The organism is Saccharothrix xinjiangensis (assembly GCF_039527585.1).
GTDB lineage: Bacteria > Actinomycetota > Actinomycetes > Mycobacteriales > Pseudonocardiaceae > Actinosynnema > Actinosynnema xinjiangensis.
Window position 1 is genome coordinate 23,656 of the sequence record NZ_BAAAKE010000015.1, and the last position, 21,475, is coordinate 45,130.

At 73.9% G+C, this 21,475-nt stretch carries 16 protein-coding genes; 10 read left to right on the forward strand and 6 right to left on the reverse strand.

What is annotated here, in order from left to right:
• Positions 1 to 28: 28 nt before the first annotated feature.
• Positions 29 to 1,252, reverse strand: a complete 1,224-nt coding sequence (locus ABD223_RS26240) for an aKG-HExxH-type peptide beta-hydroxylase (protein WP_344039179.1) — start codon at positions 1,250 to 1,252, stop codon at positions 29 to 31.
• On the reverse strand, positions 1,249 to 2,370 hold the full coding sequence (locus tag ABD223_RS26245) for an FxsB family cyclophane-forming radical SAM/SPASM peptide maturase (RefSeq protein ID WP_344039180.1): 1,122 nt from the start codon (positions 2,368 to 2,370) through the stop codon (positions 1,249 to 1,251). Before ABD223_RS26245 ends, ABD223_RS26240 begins: the two co-directional genes overlap by 4 nt.
• Positions 2,371 to 2,559: 189 nt before the next feature.
• Between ABD223_RS26245 and fxsA the strand changes: the two genes are divergently transcribed.
• The 3 genes from fxsA (at position 2,560) to ABD223_RS26260 (ending at position 7,584) form a co-directional block, all read left to right on the forward strand.
• Entirely contained in the window at positions 2,560 to 2,727 is a 168-nt protein-coding gene (fxsA, locus tag ABD223_RS26250; RefSeq protein ID WP_344039181.1) for an FxSxx-COOH cyclophane-containing RiPP peptide, read from the forward strand.
• Positions 2,728 to 2,870: 143 nt separating this feature from the next.
• On the forward strand, positions 2,871 to 6,602 hold the full coding sequence (gene fxsT / locus ABD223_RS26255) for an FxSxx-COOH system tetratricopeptide repeat protein (RefSeq protein ID WP_344039182.1): 3,732 nt from the start codon (positions 2,871 to 2,873) through the stop codon (positions 6,600 to 6,602).
• Between the two features lie 19 nt (positions 6,603 to 6,621).
• Positions 6,622 to 7,584, forward strand: coding sequence for a hypothetical protein (locus tag ABD223_RS26260; RefSeq protein ID WP_344039183.1), 963 nt, complete (start codon positions 6,622 to 6,624; stop codon positions 7,582 to 7,584).
• 99 nt (positions 7,585 to 7,683) lie between these two features.
• Here ABD223_RS26260 and ABD223_RS26265 read toward each other — a convergent pair whose 3' ends face one another.
• The 3 genes from ABD223_RS26265 to ABD223_RS26275 form a co-directional block, all read right to left on the reverse strand.
• Positions 7,684 to 9,945, reverse strand: a complete 2,262-nt coding sequence (locus ABD223_RS26265) for a hypothetical protein (protein ID WP_344039184.1) — start codon at positions 9,943 to 9,945, stop codon at positions 7,684 to 7,686.
• Positions 9,942 to 10,940, reverse strand: a complete 999-nt coding sequence (locus ABD223_RS26270) for a hypothetical protein (RefSeq protein ID WP_344039185.1) — start codon at positions 10,938 to 10,940, stop codon at positions 9,942 to 9,944. Before ABD223_RS26270 ends, ABD223_RS26265 begins: the two co-directional genes overlap by 4 nt.
• Positions 10,941 to 11,202: 262 nt before the next feature.
• Positions 11,203 to 12,612: an SDR family NAD(P)-dependent oxidoreductase gene (locus ABD223_RS26275; protein WP_344039186.1), complete on the reverse strand. Its 1,410-nt coding sequence runs from the start codon at positions 12,610 to 12,612 to the stop codon at positions 11,203 to 11,205.
• 76 nt (positions 12,613 to 12,688) lie between these two features.
• Between ABD223_RS26275 and ABD223_RS26280 the strand changes: the two genes are divergently transcribed.
• Together ABD223_RS26280 and ABD223_RS26285 are read left to right on the forward strand one after the other, a co-directional pair.
• Complete coding sequence (locus ABD223_RS26280; RefSeq protein ID WP_344039187.1) at positions 12,689 to 14,173, forward strand: hypothetical protein; 1,485 nt, start codon at positions 12,689 to 12,691, stop codon at positions 14,171 to 14,173.
• Positions 14,170 to 14,583: a hypothetical protein gene (locus ABD223_RS26285; protein WP_344039188.1), complete on the forward strand. Its 414-nt coding sequence runs from the start codon at positions 14,170 to 14,172 to the stop codon at positions 14,581 to 14,583. Before ABD223_RS26280 ends, ABD223_RS26285 begins: the two co-directional genes overlap by 4 nt.
• Positions 14,584 to 14,691: 108 nt before the next feature.
• On the opposite strand, the gene ABD223_RS26290 is transcribed toward ABD223_RS26285, so the two are convergent.
• On the reverse strand, positions 14,692 to 15,645 hold the full coding sequence (locus ABD223_RS26290; RefSeq protein ID WP_344039353.1) for a LysR family transcriptional regulator: 954 nt from the start codon (positions 15,643 to 15,645) through the stop codon (positions 14,692 to 14,694).
• Positions 15,646 to 15,857: 212 nt separating this feature from the next.
• On the opposite strand from ABD223_RS26290, the gene ABD223_RS26295 reads away from it, so the two are divergent.
• From ABD223_RS26295 to ABD223_RS26315, 5 genes are all read left to right on the forward strand, one after another.
• Entirely contained in the window at positions 15,858 to 16,655 is a 798-nt protein-coding gene (locus tag ABD223_RS26295) for a 2-amino-3,7-dideoxy-D-threo-hept-6-ulosonate synthase (protein ID WP_344039190.1), read from the forward strand.
• 37 nt (positions 16,656 to 16,692) lie between these two features.
• Complete coding sequence (locus ABD223_RS26300; protein ID WP_344039191.1) at positions 16,693 to 17,766, forward strand: 3-dehydroquinate synthase II family protein; 1,074 nt, start codon at positions 16,693 to 16,695, stop codon at positions 17,764 to 17,766.
• Between the two features lie 105 nt (positions 17,767 to 17,871).
• Positions 17,872 to 18,447: an isopentenyl-diphosphate Delta-isomerase gene (gene idi / locus ABD223_RS26305; protein ID WP_344039192.1), complete on the forward strand. Its 576-nt coding sequence runs from the start codon at positions 17,872 to 17,874 to the stop codon at positions 18,445 to 18,447.
• A 400-nt stretch (positions 18,448 to 18,847) separates the two neighbouring features.
• Positions 18,848 to 19,741, forward strand: a complete 894-nt coding sequence (locus ABD223_RS26310; RefSeq protein ID WP_344039193.1) for a DUF1996 domain-containing protein — start codon at positions 18,848 to 18,850, stop codon at positions 19,739 to 19,741.
• Positions 19,738 to 21,435: a discoidin domain-containing protein gene (locus ABD223_RS26315; RefSeq protein ID WP_344039194.1), complete on the forward strand. Its 1,698-nt coding sequence runs from the start codon at positions 19,738 to 19,740 to the stop codon at positions 21,433 to 21,435. The genes ABD223_RS26310 and ABD223_RS26315 overlap by 4 nt, the downstream gene beginning before the upstream one ends.
• Positions 21,436 to 21,475: the final 40 nt, after the last annotated feature.

Here is a 21,475-nt window from a genome sequence, read left to right on the forward strand (position 1 = left end):
GTGTCGCCCGCGGGTCGTGCCGGTTCCGTCAGCCGGAGTGGGCGGCCTGCCAGCGGGCCCGGTGGGCGGCGGCCTCCGCCTCCGCCTCGGCCAGCGCGTCGGCGGGCAGCGGTTCGGCGCACCACGCCCGCAGCACGGCCGCCATCTCCGCCGTGAACCGCGCGCCGGTCGGCGTCAGCGCGCCGCTGTCCAGCAGCGCCTCCGCGGTGGCCAGCGCGGCCGACCGCCACCGCGCGTACTCCGCGCGCGCCGCCGCACCAGGCCGGTCCCGCCAGAAGCCCGCCACGCCCAGGTGCGCGTACGTCCCGTGCAGCAGCCCGGTCGCGGGCCGCGGGTCCTCCCGCCACGGCGCGTAGAACAACGCCCGCCGGTCGGGCTCGACCAGCGCGAACAGGTCCATCAGCGCCGCCAGCTTGTTGTGCTGGGCCTCGTGCGCCAACGTCACCGCCACCGCCTCCGCGTCCGGTGCGGGCGACAGGAACACGCAGCCGTAGGCGTCCGCCAGGGTCGCGCTGCTCGTCCCCGAGGCGGACGACGGCATCGGCGTCAGCACCCTCACGACCTCGGCCACCTCCGCGGCGACCGCCGGGTGGTCCCGCGCCAGCAGCTCCCACGCCGCCCCGACCTGCTTCCGCAGCCGCGGCAGGTCCGGCGCGGTGTCCACGGGCAGCTCGTCGGGCACCCCGCCACCCGCCCACAGGTCCACCTGGAGCACGGCAGGCCCCATCGCGACCTCGGGCAACGGCTCGTACCCCGACCCCGGCCCGACCACGACCCCCAACGACGGCAGCGCGACCACCTCGGCCGGCGGGAACGCCAGGTCCACCGGCACCCCCGCGCGCACCGCCGCCGCGGCTGCCGTGAACGCCAGCTCACCGGGCCGACCGCGCCCCGCCGCGGTCCGCGTCGCCCACGCCCCGACCGACGGGTGGTCGAGCACCCGGTCCACCGCGCCGGGAGCCACCCGGCGCGCCTCGCGCAGCAGCTCGTAGGCGGGGCGCGCCTCCGGGTCGGACGCGATCGACCTGATCATCAGCAGGGTCCGGCTGCGCCGGGCCAGTCGCAACACCCGGACCGCCGCGCCGCCACCGCCCCTGGCGAGCGCGACGAAGTCGGCCTCCGACAACCGGAAGGGCGCGACGGCGGGGGAGCCGCTGCTCGCGGGGCTGCCGCTCGTCGGGCCGCCGCCTGCCGGGCCACTCCCGGCCGAGCCGCCACCCCGCGACCCCGGGCCCGGCCTCCCGCCCGTCACGCCAGCTCCGCCAGGTCCGTCGCCACCCGCGACCGCACGTGCCCGATCAACCGCGCCAGGTCCGGGCAGTACACCGAAGGCCGGTCGAACCCCGCGCCCTCCAGGTACCGGTGCGCCCGCAGCCCACCACCGCACGCGCGCACCACCGGGCACCGCCGGCACACCCCCGACAACCCCGCCAACCCCTCCCGCGCGGCCCGCACCGGCGGCAGGTCCGCCGCCGCGTCGAACGGGTCCCGCGCCACGTTCAACCCGGTCGCCGCCGCGGCGGGCGAGGAGGACGCCAGGATGTCCGAGGCCTCGATCGAGCCGTCGGTCTCGACCACCACCTGCGCGGACGGGCTCAGCCCGATGCCCTCCACCCCGGACCCGCCGCCCAGCAGCACGTTCAGCAGCTCCTCGAACAGCCGCACCCCCGTCACCGGCCGCTCGTACCAGCGGTCGAACACCGCGATCAGCCACTCCGCATAAGGCGTCCCGGGCGCGCCGGCCGCGCGTCCCGGCGGCGGAACGGACCAGTTGCCGTGCGGCAGCAGGAAATCGACGGCGGGCGGCGAGAATTCCACCAGCGACTCGTAGGTGCGCACCGGGTCGTTGCGCACGTCCACCACGCACAGCAGACCGCCGTACACCCCTGGAAACCCGCGCAGCAACTCCAGCGCCGAACGCACCGCCGCCCAACTGCCGCCGCCGTCCGGCCGCGTGCGGTGCCGGTCGTGCGCTTCCGGCGGGCCGTCCACGCTCACCCCGACCCGAACGCCCAGCGAGTCGAACAACAGCGCGAATTCCCGGTCCAGCAAGGTGCCGTTCGTCTGCGCGGTGAACCGCACCTCCGCGGGCACCTCGGCGCGGAACCGCGCCACCAGCGCGGCGATCGCGGCACGGCCCGCGAGCAGTGGTTCCCCGCCGTGCAGCACGACTTCCACCTCGGTCAGGCCGTGCGCCCGCACGTGCTCCGCCACCCGTTCGGCGGTGTGCGCGACGACTTCCGGCGACATCGCCCGCGGGCGCGACCGCCACCTCTGGTCGGCCAGTTCGTAGACGTAGCAGTAGTCGCACGCCAGGTTGCACCGGCCGTGCACCTTCACCACGAACTGGTGGAACGGCAGCGCTTTCATCAACCCCCCGATTCCGCCCTCCCCGAGAGCAATCAAACACAGCTCACCGCCCGCTACTTCCGCCAATCGGAGGATTCACGCCGCTTTCCCCCGCACTTCACTAAGATGGAACCGCGCCCGTTGGTCGAACCGGCAATCGGGCGAGCGGCGGGCAAACCCGCAGCACTGCGGTGAGGGGGTGTGCCGGAGATGGCAGAAGAACCCGTGCTGGAGTCCGAGCTCCTGGACGTCACGGGCCTGGACCTGGGCCGACTGGCCGACCTGCCGGACACCGCGCTGCGCGCCGCGCTGCACCGGATCCTCGCGGAGAACGCCGAACTGCCCACCAGGTTCGCCGCTTTCGAGAGCTCACTGTGAAAACACCCGCCGTGACACCCGCCGTGACCACAGCGGTGACGACGACAACCGTGCGCACGGCCGTTCGGGTGAACCGCGGCTGAAAGGCGGGCGCGGCGCCCGCGATCCCGTTACCCAAGTCCTCCGCCGCCCTGGAGCAACGCATGAGCAGCCCGCGCACCACCCCGCACCACACCGCGGTCACCGCCTTCCTGTCGGCGACCGGCGGCACGGGGCGCACCAGCGCGGTGGCCAACCTGGCCTGGGTGCTGGCCACCGCGGGCCGCCGGGTGCTGGTGGTCGACTGGGGCTCGGAGGTGCCGCGCGTCCGCGAGTACCTGGAGCCGTTCCTGGTGTCCCGCCACGGCTTGCCCGACGCCCTGGGGCGCGGCCTGGTCGCCGCGTACCGGGCGGAACCCGCCGGTGACGAGGACCCGCTGCCCGCGGTGGAGCGGTTCGCGCCGCCCGCCGGCGGGACCGGGGCCGCCGGGCACGTCGACGTGGTGTCGCCGGTGCCGACCGACCCGGCGGGCAGGCCGCGCCCGGGCGCCGGCCACGGCGACCCCGGCGTGATCGCCGAGCTGCGCGCCCGGCTGGCCGAGTCGGACTACGACCAGGTGCTGATCGACGCGCCGACCGGCGCGGGCGAGGAGTCCCTGACCCTCGTCGCCACGCTGTGCGAGCTGGCCGTGGTGTGCTTCCGGCCCCGGCCGCGGGCCATCGCCGACGCGGCGGACCTGGCGGCCCGGCTGCGCAAGCGCGCCCCGATCCGGATCGACGTGGTGCCGGTGGCGACGCTGTTCGACGACGCGGACGAGCAGTCCCGCGCCCGGCGCATCCGCTCGGCCATCCACGCCGCGTTCGCCGAGCTGCTGGCCGGGCAGCCGAAGCGGGTGCCCGACGGCGGCGCGGTCGAGATCCCCTACCGGCCGTACGACGCGTTCGACCCGCTGCTGGCGATCCTGGTCGAGGAGTCGGGCAGCGGCGTGCTGGAGACCCAGTACGGCAGGCTCGCGGCGGCCGTGACCGGTGGCGCGGTCACCGAGCCGCCGCCGGTGCCGCCGGTGCTGCGCGCCCGCTACCGGCGGGTGTTCGGCCTGGCGTCGAACACCGAACCGGACCGGGTGGTGGTGGCGTACGCGCCGCGCGACCGACCGTGGTTCGACTGGGTGCGCGGCCAGTTGGAGCGCGCGGGCGCGCGGGTCCGCTCGCTGGCCGACGCGCGGTCCTGGTTGGCGGACGAGGAGCCGCCGGGCGTGGTGGTGCTGTCCTCGCCGCACTCGGGGCCGGTGGCGCTGCCCGACCGGCCGCTGACCGTGCTGCGGCTGGCGCTGGCCGAGGACGACCCGCTCGACGACGGCCTGTCCGTGCACGAGCACGCCCCGGAGGCGCTGAGCGCCCGGCTGCTCGGCCACTTCGGCCTGATCGACCGGCCCGGCGCGGAGCACGAACCCGGCATGAGGACGCCCGGCTCGCACCCCCACGTGCTCGGGCTGCCGCCGCGCCACCCCGCGTTCGTCGGCCGCGACGAGGACCTGGAGGAGCTGCGCGACCGGCTGCTGGAGGCGGGCGACGAGCGCGCCGTGCTGGCGGTCAACGGCGTGTCCGGCGTCGGCAAGAGCGAGCTGGCGCTGGAGTACGCCTACCGGTTCTCCTCGGACTACTCGGCGGTGTGGTGGCTGCCCGCGCACGACCGGCAGGTCCTGCTGGGCGCGCTGGCCGAGCTGGCGGCGCGGCTCCGCCAGCCCGGGTCGACCGACTACGGCACGCTGGCCGCGCTGGAGCGGCTCGCCGGCGACCCCGCCTACGCCAGGTTCCTGCTGGTCTACGACAACGCCGACGACCTCGACCTGATCTCCGACCTGCTGCCGGACGGCGTCACCGGGCACGTGCTGATCACCTCGACGGCGAACCGCGGCGCCGAGCTGGAGCTGGCGCGGATGCGCGCCGACGACAGCGCGCGGCTGCTGCTCGACCGGGTGCCCGGCCTGACCGTCGAGGACGCGCGGCGCGTCGCCGACGCCGTCGACCACCTGCCGCTGTCGCTGGACGTGGTGTCGTCGTGGCTGGGCGAGACGGCGCGGGCCGAGCTGGGCGCGGGCTCCCGCGACGCGGACGCCGCCGCGTGGGCCACCCGCACCCTGTTCGAGCACCTCGACCGGTCCGAGGCGGACGGTGTGGCGCGGGTCGTCGGCGTCGTGGTCGACTCGCTGCGGGACACCGCGACCGGACGCCTCGCCGTGCTGGTCGCGCAGCTGTGCGCGTTCCTCTCGACCGAGGGCGCGGACCTCGGGCTGGTGCGCTCGCGCGCGTTCCTCGACCGGCTGGTCGCGGCGGGCGGGGTGGACGCCGAACCGCTGGAGCTGGACGCGGGCGAGGTCGACCGCGTGCTGTGGCACGGTGCCCGGCACGGCCTGTTCCGCGTCGACTGGGGCGACCAGTACACGCTGCGGATGCACCGCGTGGTGCAGCGCGCGCTGCGCGAGGCGATGCCGCCCGCCGACCGCGACGCGCGGCAGGCCGACGTGCTCCGGGCGCTGGCCGCGCTCGCCCCGACCGAGGTGGAGGACAACTCGCCCACCCGCCGCGCCCGGTTCACCGAGCTCCAGCGGCACGTCTTCCCGTCCGGCGCGCTGGGCAGCGACGACCCGGCGGTGCGCCGCTGGCTGGTCAACCAGGTGCGGTTCCTGTTCACCGACGGCGGCGCGGGCGTGCGGCGCGCGGCGCTGGGACCCGGCCGCGCGCTGCTGGACTCGTGGACCGGGCGGTTCGGCGCGGCCGACCCGCTGCGCAACCGGCTGGCCGCGCAGCTCGCCAACGTCCACCGCGTGCTCGGCGAACCGGTCGAGTCGCTGCGCCTCGACGACCTGGCGCTGGCCCAGCAGCGGCGCGCGCTCGACCTCACCCACCCGCAGCCGCTGATCACCGCCCGGGGCCGCGCGGGCGACCTGCGCGGCCTCGGCCTGTTCGCCGAGGCGCTGGCCGAGGACCAGGCCACCTGGGAGGGCCTGCGCACGGTGCTCGGCGACGACCACCCCGACACCCGCCTGGCGGCGAACAACCTGGCGGCCTCGATGTTCCTGTCCGGCGACGCGGCGGGCGCGCTCGCCGTGGAGGAGGACAACTACCGCCGCCGGCGGCGGCTGTTCGGGCCGAACGACTCGCGGACCTGGACCACGCTCGCCCAGCTCGGCCTCTACCAGCGGGAGCTGGGCCGCTACCCGGAGGCGCTGGACTCGCTGCTCACCGCCTCCCAGCAGCTCCAGGCGCTGCGGCCGGAGCTGAACCAGGTCCAGATCGGCGTGCACCGGAACTACGCCGTCGCGCTGCGCCTGGTCGGCCGGACCAGGGCCGCCAAGGAGCGCACCGGCAAGGCGTTGCGGGACTACCGCGAGGTCATCGGACCGCACCACCCCTACACGCTGGGGTGCGCGCTGAGCTTCGCCGCCGACCACCGGCGCGTCGGCGGCGACCCGGAGCTGGCCGTGGAGCTGGCGCGGACCGCGCTGGACGGCTTCCTGCGGCACGTGGGACTGCGCGAGAACCACCCGTTCGTGGCGCTGTGCGAGCTGGGCCTCGGCCTGGCGCTGCGCGCGGCGGGCGACCCGGCGGGCGCGGTGGCCCACGTCGGGTCCGCCGTGTCGACCCTGCGGGACCGGCTCGGCGACACGCACCCGTGGACGCTGGCGGCGGCCGTGGACGAGGCGCGGGTGCTGCTGTCGGCGGGCGAGGTGGACCGGGCGGCCGGGCTGATCGCCGAGGCGCACGCCGACTGCGTCGAGTTCCTGGGCCCCGACCACCCGCACACCGCCGTCGCGGCGCACAACCTGCGGCTGGCCGCGCACCCCGCCGACCAGGACTGGCGGGAGTGCGATGTCGACGTCCCGCACACCTGAGCCCGCCGGAGGAGGCAGCGTGGAGCTGTACGAGGAGGAGGCCGAGCACCTCGGCCCCGAGTTCGACACGACCAGGCACGCCTGCCGGACGGCGATCCTCACCAGCCCCGCGCTGCACCACCTCGCCCACTACAGCAGCGGGGTGTTCGACTTCGGCGTCGACGTGCTCGGCGACCCGCCCCCGCCGCCCGGCGCGTTGCCCGGCGGCACCCGCCGCGAGGAGCTGAAGCGGCTCGGCAGGCACCTGACGTTCCAGGTCGCCGCGCTCGACCGGTCGTTGCAGGAGGCGCGCACCGGCCGGCTGATCCGCGTCGTGCTGCACACCGAGGAGGGCGCGCTGTTCTGCGACTCCGTCGTGCCGACGCAGCACGTGGTCGGCCTGGTGCTCGACCACGCGGGCGCGGGACCGCTGCTCGGGCACCCGGCGGTGGACGAGGCGGACCGGGCCGTGGCCGGGCTCGCCACCCGGTTGCGCGCCGAGCTGAGCCTGGGCTCGCTCAACCCCGGCGGGTGGGAGACCGCGGACCGCGCGGCGGCGCTGCCCGCGGAGAGCGACGTGGAGCCGCACGTGTCGGTCGGGGAGGGCGCGCTGACGCCGTGCCTGTCGGCGGTGCGGGCGCGGGACCTGCACGTGGTGGCGCACGTGGTCGACGGCGAGGTGCGGGCCATGGTCGACTGCCTGGGCGACCCGTCGCTGGCGCCGTTCTTCAAGCAGGTCACGGTCGAGGCGCGGCAGCGGTTCTACCAGGGTTTCGTGCCCGAGCTGGGCGCGCTGGCGACCAAGCTGAACCGGGCCGTGGCCCCGGTGGTCGGCGGGCGGCTGGTGCGACTCGTGCTCGACGTCGAGATGGGCGCGGTCTACTACTACCGGCAGCGCGCCGGCGAGTACCTGGTGGGCGTGACGATCGACCAGTCGCGGGTCGGTCCGGCCGAAAGCCGGATGTCGGCGCTGAGCGCGGAACTCACCCCGCCCGGCCCCTGAAAGCGCCCCTGCCCCTCCACCCGACCGCTTCCCCTGCGCGAGTCGAACGTTCAGGTCCACCGCGTCGAACGCCCAGGACCCCCGAGTTCTACGTTCGGGTCAGGTGGAGCGGTCCACGGCGCGGCGGACGCGTGGGCTCAGGTTGCGCAGGGCGTGGTGCACGCGGGTGCGTCGGGCGCCCTGGTTGACCTCGGTCACGAGGTTGCCCGCGCGCGCCGACCACGGCGGCAGGCTGAACAGGGGTTCCAGGGTGAACAGCGGCAGGAACTCGGCGATGTCGTCGTAGATCAGGCACAGCGCCTCCAGCCGGTCCTCCGCGTCCGGGTCGCCCGCCGACCGGTACCACTGCGACACCGCCGCCCGGAACGCCTGCACCGCCCGCTGCATCACCAGCACCTGCGCCGCCGCCCTGGTGAACTCCGGCATCCGCAGCCGCCGGTGCACCGCCTCCTGCGTCGCGGTCGGCGCGCGGTCGAACGCCTCCGCGAACATCGCGTCGACCTGCGTCAGGTCCTCCAGCGCGTCCACCGCGTCCCGGAACAGCCGCTCCACCTCGCCGGGCAGCCGGTCACCCGCGGCACGGGGCGGCGCGTCGCCCGCCAGCGCGCCCAGCTGCCGCTGGATCGCGCCGAGCTGCCGGTCCGACGACGTGCGCACGCCGTCCACGTGCTCGGCCAGCTGCTCGATGAACCCGTAGATGCTCGACTGCTGCCGCGTCAGCCGCTCCATCTGCACCCGCAGCGCGGTCAGCGGGTCGTCCTCGCCACCCAGCCGCTTGCCCGCCGCGCCGATCAGCGCCTTGAAGTCGTCCGCGAACGTCCGGTCCACGTACACCAGCGGCTCGCGGCCCAGCGGCTCGCGCAGCTGCATCGCCACCACGTCCGCCACCACGCCGTTGACCAGCAGCACCAGCTCGGCGTCCGGGGCGGCCTCGCGCACCGCGGTGATCCGCCGCATCACCGCGTCCAGGTCGGCGTTGTCCAGCAGCGACCTGGTCAGCAGCACGGCGCACCCGCCGGTGCGGTCGGGGAAGGTGACCCAGAAGTCGGCCAGCGACTCCTCGCCGACGCCCAGCAGGCGCCGGTGCAGGTAGTCGAACCCGTTGGCGTCCAGCAGCCGCCGCACCACGCCCTCGACGTCGTCCGCGCTCAGCGACCCGAACAGCTCGCGCGCCGCCTGCCGCACCGCGTCCTCGGTGACCAGGAACTCGCCGCCCGCGCGCTCGGCGTCGTCGGCCGCCCGGAACACCCGGTGGCACAGCCGGATCACGTTGCGCGCGTTGCCGCGGGCGATGTCGCGCAGGTAGCGGATCGAGTGCGCGGTGAACGGCGCGAGCTGCCGCCCCGACAGCGGCTCCTGCGCCAGCTCGACGAACTCCCGCACCTCCGCCTGGCTCAGCCCGGTCATCACCACGGTGCACGGGATGCGCTGCCGCACGGCGGGCGGCAGCACCGACTTGAAGTCCGGCAGCCCGCACAGCACCAGGCACGCGCCGGCCTTGGCGAACACCTGCAACAGCGTCTGGAACGCCGCCATGGTCCTCTTCTGCGGCCTGCTGTCCGCGGAGAAGATCTTGTCCAGCTCGTCGACCGCCAGCACGAACCGCCGCTGCCTGCCGCCGAACAGCAGGGCGAACACGCCCATGGCCTCCAGCGCCGCGACCTCGTCGTCGACGGGCGTGGTGATGCCGCGCTCCACCAGCACCTGGTCCGGCGGGCCGCCGAGCAGCCACGACCACACCGAGTGCTCGAAACCGGGCCGCAGCAGCAGGGTGAGCGCGGTGCCGAAGTCCTTGTTGTCGGTGACCTCGCGCAGCGTGTCCTGGACCTTGCGCAGCAACGCGCTCTCCATCAGGCCCAGCCGCTCCACGACCTCCTGCGGCTCCAGCTGCCTGCTGCCGAGCCAGTCCAGCATGTCGCTGGTCAGGCCGGAGGACTGGAGCGAGTCGGCGACGATGTCCGCGTAGTACTCGCTGACCTGCGCCCGCACGCCCTCGCGCCCGAGCTTGCGCATGAACCGGCGGTACAGCTCGACGAAGCTGTCCGCGGTCGCGTCGAGGTACAGGGCGTGGGTCGGGTCGGCCAGCACCTGCCGGGCGTGCCGGACCAGCCGGACCGCGAGGTGGGTCTTGCCGGTGCCGTAGTCGCCGAGCACGGCCACCACGGTGCCGGTGCGGTCACCGCCGCGCGCGGGACGTTCGTCGAGGTAGGAGGTGAGGTGCGCGAGCGCCTGCCTGGTCGCGTCGGTCGTGATGGCCACGTCGATCGCGTCGGGGGTCGCGTCGAACTCGGTGATCCGGGCGACCGCCATCGGCGAGAAGGGGTTCTTCCGCGGGGGCGGGAGTTCGCTGCTGCCGCTCATGGCCCAATCCCCAGTCCATTCCGGGACCTCGTGTTGAAGAACGCCCTGATGTCCTCGACGGAGACCAGGTCGGCTTCGGTGTAGCTTAGCCCCGATTCGAGTTTGTGCTCGTAGGTGCCGTGTAAAAATCTTTGGAGCATGGCGACCGATTGGCAGAGCTTCGCCACCAATTCGACCGCTTCATCACTCATCCGCGGATAACTCCCCGCTTCCGCGTGGCGGTCGAGCCGGTCCGCCGCGAACCGCCGCGCGTCACCCTCGTCGAGGAGGCCGACGCGCAGCGCCACCGGCGGCACCCAGGTCTCCAGCCGGCGCACCACGTCGGCCACGTCGTCCGGGCCCAGGAAGGCGGACTCGGTCAGGAACAGCACCTTGGCGCTGCGCAGCACGCGCGCGTAGCGGATCACCTCGTCGACCAGCTCGTTCGGGCTCGGCAGGAGCACGACCAGCGAGGTGTCCTCCCGCAGCGCCCGGCCGAGCCGGGGGAAGACGCGACGCGGCACGTCCCGGACGTCCCGCAGCTGGTCCTCCGCCTCCGGGCGCAGCGCGGCGTGGTCCACCAGCAGGTCGAACAGCTGGTCGCAGACCTCGGTGATGCGCTGGTCGATGGACAGCTCCTGGTCGGTGGGCAGGCAGCCGGTCACGTCCAGCACGACGCCGCGCAGCCCCTGCGCGGCCAGCCGCCGCACCACCCAGTCCGCGCACCGGTTGACCAGCGCGGTCTTGCCGCAGCCCGACTCGCCGGTGACGAGCACCAGCCGGCCGTCCTCCAGCAGGCCGGTGAGGTCGCCCATCTCGTGCTGGAACTCCTCGAACGCCTGCTCGCTGCCGTCCACGGGCACGTAGTAGCCGCGGTGGACCTCCCGGTCGAACGGCCGCAGCGGCCGCATCGGCGTGTGCTCCCAACCGGGCAGGGGGAACGGGTTGACCTGTCGGCGGTGCTCGGTCACCACGAGCGCCCCGCGCGTGCCCAGGAGCACCTCGCGTGTTCGCACGAGCGTTTCGCGTGCTCCCATAAGCGCCCCGCGCGTGCCCAGGAGCACTTCGCGCGTCCCGGCGGCGCGCAGGCTCGACCGGCTTGATCGCCGTCCATGCCCACCCCCGTCGCCCTCGCGGCGGTCCGCCGAAAGTTTCACCATACCGACGGACGGTCGCACACCGTGCCACGTTCGCCGACCGCGCTACCTGAACGGCGTATCGGCGTTGCTACTGCCGGAAGTGGGATGAGTGACCGTGGGGCCGATCACTGCCTCAGCGTCACCACGGGGCGGGCGCGTAATCCTTCAGGAAGCACCCGTGCAGGTCCTCGCCCAGCTCGCCGCGCACGATCGGGTCGTACACCCGGGCCGCGCCGTCGACCAGGTCCAGCGGCGCGTGGAAGCCCTCGGCGGCCAGGCGCAGCTTGGTGGGGTGCGGCCGCTCGTCGGTGATCCAGCCGGTGTCCACGGCGGTCATCAGGATGCCGTCGACCTCCAGCATCTCGGCGGCGCTGGTGCGGGTGAGCATGTTCAGCGCGGCCTTGGCCATGTTCGTGTGCGGGTGGCCGGGCCCCTTGTACGCGCGGCTGAACTGGCCCTCCATCGCGGACACGTTCACCACGTACTTGCGCCGCGAGGTCGAGGCGGCCATCGCCGCGCGCAGGCGGGAGATGAGGATGAACGGCGCGGTGCTGTTGCAGAGCTGCACCTCCAGCAGTTCGACCGGGTCGACCTCCTCGACCCGCTGCACCCAGCTGTTGACCGACGCCTGGTCCGGGACGAGCCCGCCCGCGTCGATCTCCTTCGACCCGGCGACCAGGGCCAGCGCCGTCACCGCGGGCGTGGCCCCGACCTCGTCGGAGAGGCCGGCGGGGAGGCCTGCGGTGATCGCCACCGGGTGCGCCTCGGCGGTGCGGCCGAACGAGATCAGCTCGGGCAGCGGCCCGGCGGGCAGGGGCGCGGACTCGGCGGCGGCCAGCGGCGCGTAGGCGCCCGGCGACCGGCGCACGGTCTGCGCGGCGTTGTTGACCAGGATGTCCAGCGGCCCGGCGGCGGCCACCGAGTCGGCGAGCCGGACCACCTGGCCGGGGTCGCGCAGGTCGATGCCCACCACGCGCAGCCGGTGCAGCCAGTCGGCGCTGTCGGGCATGGACGCGAACCGGCGCGCCGCGTCGTGCGGGAACCGCGTGGTCACGGTGGTGTGCGCGCCGTCGCGGAGCAGCCGCAGCGCGATGTACATGCCGATCTTGGCCCGGCCGCCGGTGAGCAGGGCGCGCTTGCCGCTCAGGTCCGCGCGCTGGTCGCGCTTGGCGCGGTTGAGCGCCGCGCAGTCCGGGCACAGCTGGTGGTAGAACGCGTCCACCTCGGTGTAGCGGCCCTTGCACGTGTAGCAGGAGCGGGCGCGCAGCAGGGTGCCCGCCCGCGCGCCGGGTTCGGGCTCGGTGAGCAGGATGCCCCGGGTCTCGTCGTCGATGCGGGACGGCGAGCCGGTCGCGGTGGCCTCGGTCACCGCGCGGTCGGCGGCGGTGACGGACGCTCGGCGCTCGGCCTTGCGGCGCTTGCGGAGGCTCTTCCAGATGCCGGCAGTGGCCCGGCGGACGGTGACCGCGTCGGGGTGCTCGGTGTCCAGTTCGTCCACCTGGGCGAGCACCTTCAGGGCGATCTCCAGCTCAGCGGGGTCAATCGACACGCACTGCACTCTACCCGCGCGAAAAATCCCACCTGTACGGGTGAGTTTCGCGTGAAGCAGCGCTATGGTGCCCGGCATGTCTACAGCGGGTGCTGGTCCGCGGGTGCGGCGCCTGGCGCACCCCGACGCCGACATCCGGGCGCGGGCCCTGGGACTGCCCCGCGCCCGCCCCGTGCTGGTGGTGCTCGGCGCCGGGGACGACCCGGGGACCGGGCTCGCCGCGACCGTGCTGCCGGTGCTGAGATCGGTCCTCGCCGCCGCGGTCCGGGCCGACGCCGTCGTGGTGACGGCGGGCGCGGACACCGGGGTGGCGCACCTGGTCGGCCTGGCCGCCGAGGCGCTGGACGGCCGGTGGCCGCGGCTGGTCGGCGTCGCGCCGTCCGGCCGGGTGGCGGCCGAGGACGCCGAGCCGACCGGCGACGAGGTCCGGCTGAACGCCAACCACGACACGGCCGTGCTGGCGCCGGGCTCGCGGTGGGGCGAGGAGCTGCCCGCGCTGTTCCGGGTGGTGGACGCCGTCACGGGCACGAAGCGCCCGGCGCTCGCGCTGCTGGTCGGCGGGGACGAGCGGGCGCGCGCCGCGCTGGTGGAGCACCTGGGCCGGGACCGGCCGCTGCTGGTGCTCGCGGGCACGGGCGGCCTGGCGGACGAGATCGTGCGCGGTCACCTCGTCGCGAGTGGTGGAGAACACCCGGAGGCCGAACGCCCGGAGGCTGAACACCCGGAGGCCGAACGCCCGGAGGCCGAACGCCCGGAGGCCGAACGCCCGGAGGCTGAACACCCGGAGGCCGAACACCCGGAGATCGAACTCCCGGAGGCGGCCACCGGTGCGCCGGCGGAGGAAGACCGGGTCGCCGACGCGCCCGCCACCGAGGACCGGGCCGCCGCGACCAGGCCGAACAGCTCCGACGGGTCCGACAGGTCCGACAGGTCCGATGACCTGGCCGTCCTGGTCCGCAGCGGGCACGTGGCCGCGGTCCACGTGGACGAGGGCCCGGACAAGGTGGTCGCCGTCCTGCTCCGGGTGCTGGCCGGTCGACCGGGCGCCGAGGTGCGCGTCACCGCGCCGCCCGCGCCGGTGTGGCCGCGACCGCGCTTCCGCCCGCCCGAGCCGCACCCCGTGGTCGACCCCGGCTGCGTGCTCGACTACCCCCTGCTCGCCGACGCGATCCACGACGCCGACCAGCTGGTCGCCCCGGCCCTGCACGAGTGCGAGGTCGCCGCCCTCCGGGCCCGCGAGCGCGCCCGCCTCCTGGTCGCCCTCGCCCTCGCGGCGGGCTTCGCCACCACCGTGCTCGCCGCCCTCCAGCTCTGGTTGCGGCACGTGCCGTGGCCCGGGGTGCTGCTGGCCGCCTCGGGCGCGGTGGCGGCGGTCCTGACCGTCCTCGCCCGCAGCGGCGAGGACCCCGACGCCCGCGTGCGCGCCGAGCGGCTGCGCGCCCTGTACTTCGACCACCTGGCCGCACCGCCCGCCGCCGACGACGCCGAGCGCGAGGACCGCGCCCGCGAGCTGGCGGCGGCCGTGGCGCGCTACCGACACGAACCGGTGAACCGGGCATGACGACCACCCCCGACGACCACCGGGAGCAGTTCCTGCGCGCCTACCTGCGTCACCGCGTGGGGGACCGGCTCGCCACCTTCGAGCGGGATCGCGCCCGCTACACGACCGCCCGCCGCTGGACCACCGCCGTCACCGTGCTGCTGTTCACGGCGGCCGCCGCGCTGGGCGCGGTCGCGGTGGCGGACGGGCCCCGGCGCGCGCAGTGGGCCTTCCTGGCCACCGCCGCGGCGGCGCTGGCCACCGCGGTCGCCGCTTGCGAAGCCGCGTTCTCCTTCGGCGCGCTGTCGCGGCGTTCCGCCAACGGTGTCGCGCTGCTCCACTTGCTCCAGGCCCACGGCGCACCCCGGGGGAAGGACGGGGTCGAGGCTTTTCGCGCCGAAGTGGAAAGCGTCCTGCGGCATTCGGGCTGAAACCCGGAGGAAATCGCCGGGTTCCGCCTTGCGGATTCCCGCAACGCAATTCCCGCCCCTCCCGGCCCGTTCCGCGGCCGTTCGGCCCCGCGGTTCCCGGGAAGGGCCTCAGCTGGCGGCCACGGTCAGCCCGGTGGCGGCCAGCTTCGCCGACCGCCCGTGACCCCAGGTCCGCTCGTGGTAGGCGCGCAGCAGCGCCGCGTGGACGTCCTCGACGTACTCGGCCGCCTCGCAGTCCCGCTGCCACACCAGCATGACGCACCGGTGCACGGGGTTGCCCACGATCGGCTTCAGCACCACCCCGGGCAGGTCGTGGCCGGTGGGGAAGAAGCACGCCACGGTGTGCGCGGACCGCACCAGCTCCGCGGCCGACACCGGGTCCAGCCCGAAGTGCGCGCAGCGCGGCGTGAACCCGGCGGCCTCGCACGCGAGCTGGAGGTTCAGCCGCCCGCCGCCGTAGCACTCGTCGAGCACGGCCCACTCCTCGTCGGCCAGTTCGGACAACCGCACCTCGCCCCGCCCGGACAGCCGGTGCCCGCTCGCGATCCCGACCAGCATCGGTTCGGTGACCACCGCGCGGTAGTCCACCTCTTCGGGAATCCGCAGAGGGCTCTGGGGGAACTCGGTCACCAGCGCCAGGTCCAGCTTGGCCGTGCGCACCAGCTCCAGCACCGCGTCACCGCTGCGCTCGATGTGCGTGGTCTGCGGGTGCGTGGGCAACAGCGACCGCACCACGCCGACCAGCAGCGGGGTCAGCGAACCTGCCACCCCGCCGAGCCGGATGCCCGTGCCGGCGTGCTCCGCGGCCAGCTTGCGCGACGTGACGAGCAGGTCGTCGAAGCGCTCCACCAGGTCGCGTGACCGCAGCACGACGTGCCGGCCCAGCTCGGTCAGCTCGACCCCGTCGGTGCGGCGGAGGAACAGCGGACCACCGAACCCGCGCTCGATGCGGCGCAGCTGGGCGGTCAGGCCCGCCTGCGCGATCTTGAGCAGCGAAGCGGCCCGGCTGATGCTCCCCGCTTCCGCGACGGTCAGCACGACGTGGAGGTGCCTGATCTCCATGTGCACCGACGCAGCCTAGGGCAATCGGATGACGGCAAACACCGACCGCGCGGGTGTCGGAGCATGACGCTCTGTTCAGGATGACCGAACGGCGTTGCTCCAACAGGTGCATAACTGAGGAGTTATCGCCAGTTCACACCTCCCGCCGCGCTCGCCGGCTACACCACCCTGCTGCATGGCCATCGCCGCAATAATCGGGAGGTGTGAGCGACATGAGGAAAGCGTTGCGACTGCGACGGCTTTCCCGCCCGCGCGACGACAAGTACCTCTTCGTCCCGCTCGACCACAGCGTCTCCGACGGCCCGGTGGTGCCGCGCGACCGGTGGAACGGCCTGGTCGACGCCGTCGTCGTGGGCGGCGCGGACGGCATCATCGTCCACAAAGGACGTGTGCGCACCATCGACCCGGCCGCGCTGGGCGGGTGCGCCCTGGTCGTCCACCTGAGCGCGGGCACCGCGCACATGGCCGACACCAACGCCAAGGTGCTCGTCGGCGACGTGGAGGAGGCGGTCCGGCTGGGCGCGGACGCGGTCAGCGTGCACGTCAACATCGGTTCCGACACCGAGGGGCGGCAGCTCACCGACTTCGGCGTGGTCGCCAAGGCGTGCGACTACTGGAACCTGCCGCTGATCGCCATGGTCTACCCGCGCGGGCCGCGCATCGTCGACCCGAACGCCCCCGCGCTGCTCGCGCACGTGGTCAACATCGCGGTCGACCTGGGCGCCGACATCGTCAAGACCAACCTCGCGCTGCCCGCCGAGCGGATGGCCGAGGTCGTGGCGAGCTGCCCGATCCCCGTGATCGTGGCGGGCGGCCCGGCGACCGGGGGCAGCCCGGTCGCCCACGCCCGCACCGCGATGGCGGTGGGCTGCGCGGGACTGGCCGTCGGCCGCCGCGTGTTCACCTCGCCCACGCCGATGACGCTGGTCGCGGAACTGGCGTCGATCGTCCACGAGGACCCCGGAGCGGACCTGGTCCGCGCCGTGACGGGCGTCGTGGCCTCGTCCTGACCCCCGCCGCCCGGGTCCGACACCCCTTGGAGCACCGTTGAAGTTCGCCTGGATCGACCTGCGCGCCGTGCCCGAGGCGCAGCGCGAAGCAGTCGTCGACGCCGCCGTCCACGCCCGCCTCGCCGGCGTCGTGTCCGACGACCCGGCCCTGCTGGACACCCTGCCCCCGACGATCGACAAGGTCCTCGTCACCGAGGCGCCGGTGGAGGGCCCGCACCTGGTCGCCGTGGTCGTCGACGACCAGGACCGGCTCGACCGGCTCACCGTCGACGCGGCGTTCGTGCAGGTGCGCGACGACCGCACGCTCAAGCTCGCGTGCCACGCGGCGGTCAAGCTCGGTCACACGATCGTGGGGTTCACCGACCCGACGAAGATCCCGCTGGAGATCGTCATCGCCGCCGCCGACGGCGCGCCCGGCAAGCTGGTCACGGTCGTCGCCGACCTGGAGGAGGCGGCCATCGTGCTCGACGTGCTGGAACACGGCTCGGACGGCGTGCTCATGGCGCCGCGCGACGCCACCGAGGTGTTCCAGCTGGCCAGGCTCCTGGAGGCGACCACGCCGCCGCTGACCCTGACCACCCTCACCGTCGAGGGCATCGCCCACAACGGCCTGGGCGACCGGGTGTGCGTGGACACCGCGTCCCACTTCCAGGAGGACGAGGGCATCCTCGTCGGCTCGTTCTCCTCCGGGTTCATCCTCTGCTGCAGCGAGACCCACCCGCTGCCTTACATGCCGACCCGGCCGTTCCGGGTCAACGCGGGCGCCCTGCACTCCTACGTGCTCGGCCCCGACAACCGCACCAACTACCTGTCCGAGCTGCGCTCGGGCAGCACGGTGCTCGCCGTGAACTCCGAGGGCCGCACGCGCAAGCTCACCGTCGGCCGGGCCAAGCTCGAATCCCGCCCGATCCTGACCATCACCGCGCACTCGCCCGAGGGCGTCGAGGTGAGCCTGACCGTGCAGGACGACTGGCACGTGCGCGTGCTCGGCCCCGGCGGCAAGGTCCGCAACGTCACCGAGCTCCAGCGCGGCGACGAGTTGCTCGGCTACATCGCGACCGAGCAGCGGCACGTGGGCATCCCCATCGGCGAGTTCTGCAAGGAGTCCTGACCCCCCGTTCTCGCGAGGGGCCCCGACCGTGCCCCGGGGTGCCCTCGGGTCGTCCTCGGGGTGCTCGCGAGCGCGGGGTGATCGCCCGTGTGGCAGGGTGGGCGCGTGGAACAAGTCGTGCTCCTGGACGAGCAGGGGGCCGGGATCGGCGTCGCCGACAAGGCCTCCGTGCACCACGCGTCCACCCCGCTGCACCTGGCGTTCTCGTCCTACCTGTTCGACGACGCCGGCCGACTGCTGCTGACCAGGCGCGCGCTGCACAAGAAGACGTGGCCCGGCGTGTGGACCAACTCGTGCTGCGGCCACCCGGCGCCGGGCGAGGCGCTGCTGCCCGCCGCCTCCCGCCGCCTGCACGACGAACTGGGCCTGGCGGACGTCTCGCTGGACCTGGTGCTGCCCGCGTTCCGCTACCGGGCCGAGATGGACAACGGCGTCGTCGAGAACGAGATGTGCCCGGTCCTGCGCGGCCGGGTCACCACCGACCCGGCGCCCAACCCGGACGAGGTCGACTCCTTCGAGTGGGTCCCCTGGTCGGACTTCGCCCCGGCCGTCCTCGCGGGCGTCCGCCCGATCTCCCCCTGGTGCACCCTCCAGGTGGCCGAACTGGCGACCCTGGGCCCCGACCCCCTGGCCTGGCCGACCGCCTCGCCCACCGGCCTCCCCGCCGCCCTCGCCCTCTGACCTACTCCCGAGTGAAGAACTCACCGGTCCCGAACGTACGACTCGCGCGACCTGAGTGGACGACTCGTGATGTCCGACCGGAGGACACGCCGGGTGAAAGCGCTCCCACCCGGCGTGTCCTCCGGTCAGGCATCGCGTGTCCTCCGGTCAGGCATCGCGAGTCGTACGTTCGAGACGCGCGAGTCGTACGTTCGAGGCGACCGTGTCGTACGTCCAGGGTTACCGTGTCGAACGGTCAGGGGCGGTGAGTTCTGCGTTCGGGTCAGAGAGCGCTCTCTGGGGAGTGGTTACGGTCTGACCGGAACTGGGTTCTTTCCTTGACTGATACAGGGGGTGAGCTTACGTTCCGTTGTGAGAGCGCTCTCCCGAAACCCACTCGTAACTCTACGAAAGGGGAGTCGTGATCCCCACCATTCGCCGATGGCGTCGCATGGTCACGGTCATCGCCTCCGCAGCAGCGGCCGTGTGCGGTCTCGCCCTCGTCACCGTGCCCGGATCCGCCGCACCGCAAGGGGAGGTCGGGGCCAACGTCGTCCGGGTCGCCGAGTTCCTCGCGGAGTGCCCGTACACCCACCGCCTGCCCGACGACCCGATCGTCTTCCCCAACCTGCCCGGCGCCTCCCACATGCACAGCTTCTTCGGCAACCGGAGCACCAACGCCCGCAGCACCACCCAGTCCCTGCTCGCGGGCACGAGCAGCTGCAACCCCGGCATCGACCTGTCCTCGTACTGGGTGCCCACCCTGTACGTGAACAACCAGCCCGTGGAGCCGACCGGCACCACGTTCTACTACCTCGGCGAGGGCGTGAACCCGGACGTCACCGCGCGCATCCAGCCGTTCCCGCTGGGCCTGCGCATGATCGCCGGCAACGCCAAGGCCACCGGCGTGAACGACCCCAGCTCCAACGCCCGGTGGTCCTGCCTGCACGCGGGCCACGTAGGCTCGTCCAAGGACTTCGTCAACTGCCCGTCCGGCACGATGCTGGAGTCCTACCTGGACTTCCCGCAGTGCTGGAACGGCCGTGACCTGGACTCCGCCGACCACAAGTCCCACATGTCGTACCCGGTCGCCGGCAACTGCCCGTCGTCCCACCCGGTGCCGGTGCCGAAGCTCCGCCAGGTGCTGCGCTACCCGGCGAGCGGCAACCCGGCCGGCTTCCGGCTGGCCTCGGGACCCGGCTACACCATGCACGGCGACTTCTTCAACGCGTGGCCGGAGGCCGAGCTGGCCCGCCGGGTGCGCGACTGCATCAACCCGATCATCAAGTGCGGCGCGGACGGCCGCCCGTCGTGAAGCGACTGATCGCCGTGGCCGCGCTGGTCCTGCCGCTGCTCGTCCCGGTCACCGCGCAGGCGGCCGAGTGCGGCACGGCCAACGCGGCGCTCAACGCACCGGTGGCGGCGTCGTCGGTGGAGGGCCCGTTCGTCGCGGCCTCCGCGGTCGACGGGAACCCGGGCACCCGCTGGTCCAGCGCGTTCGCCGACCCGCAGTGGCTGAGGGTGGACCTGGGCGTCACCCGCCAGGTCTGCGGCGCGACGCTGAACTGGGAGGCCGCCTACGCGACGGCCTACCAAGTCCAGGTCTCCGCCGACGGCAACGCCTGGACCACGGTGTTCTCCACCACCACCGGGGCGGGGGGCGTGCAGAACCTCGCCTTCACCGGCACCGGCCGCTACCTCCGCCTGAACACCACGGCGCGCGCCACGCAGTACGGCGTGTCGCTGTGGGAGTTCGCCGTCCGCGTCGACACCAGCGGCGGGTCCCCCGGCGGCCAGGAGCAGCTGCTGTCGTACAACAAGCCCGCGACCGCCTCGTCGTTCCAGGACGACGGCGCGTGCCCGGGTTGCACGCCGGCCAAGGTCACGGACTTCAACCCGGCCACCCGGTGGGCCACCAGCCCCACCACCGGCTGGGTCGACCCGGGCTGGATCCAGGTCGACCTGGGCGCGACCGCCCGCATCACCAGGGTCGTGCTCCAGTGGGACCCGGCGCACGCCACCGGGTTCCAGGTCCAGACCTCGGAGAACGGGTCGGGCTGGACGACGGTCCACACCACCACGACGGGCACGGGTTTCAAGCAGACCCTGGACGTCGCGGGCACCGGTCGCTACGTCCGGGTGAACCTGACCAAGCGCAGCGGTCCGTACGGGTACTCGCTGTGGGAGTTCCAGGTCTACGGCACCGGCGGCAGCCCCACGCCGCCACCGCCGCAGGCCCCGGACCCGGGCAACCCGCTGCGCCTGGTGTGGAGCGACGAGTTCAACGCCCCCGCGGGCACGCGGCCGGACGCGAGCAAGTGGCGCCCGGAGGTCGGCACGGGGCAGAACGCGGAGCTCCAGTACTACACCGACAACCGCAACGCCGCCACCGACGGCAACGGCAACATGGTGCTGGAGGCCAGGCGGGAGGTCACGCCGGGTTCGGCGTGCCCGGTCGACCCGGTCAGCGGCAGCGGCACGTGCCAGTACACCTCGGCGCGCATCATCACCGAGGGCAAGGCGTCCTGGACCTACGGGCGCTTCGAGGCGTCGATCAAGGTGTCCGGCACCAAGGGCCTGTGGCCCGCGTTCTGGATGCTCGGCACCGACATCTTCAAGGGCACGCCGTGGCCCGCGAGCGGTGAGATCGACATCATGGAGCACCTCGGCCGCGAGCCGAACACCGCGTACCAGACCATCCACGGCCCGGCCTACTTCGGCGGGGGCGGTATCGGCCAGGTCCGCGACATCGGCCAGGACTACGCGAACGCGTTCCACCTGTTCCGGGCCGACTGGAACAGCCGGGGCATCACGTTCAGCATCGACGGCGTGACGGTCCTCACCATCGACAAGGCGACGGTGGAGGCGACCCGCGGGCCGTGGGTGTTCGACAAGCCCTTCTTCATCCTGCTCAACAACGCGGTGGGCGGTGAGTGGCCCGGTCCGCCGGACGCCACCACGGTCTTCCCGCAGCGCATGCTGGTCGACTACGTCCGCGTCTACCAGTGACGCCGGGGGTGCGGTTCCACGGAGGTGGGGCCGCACCGCC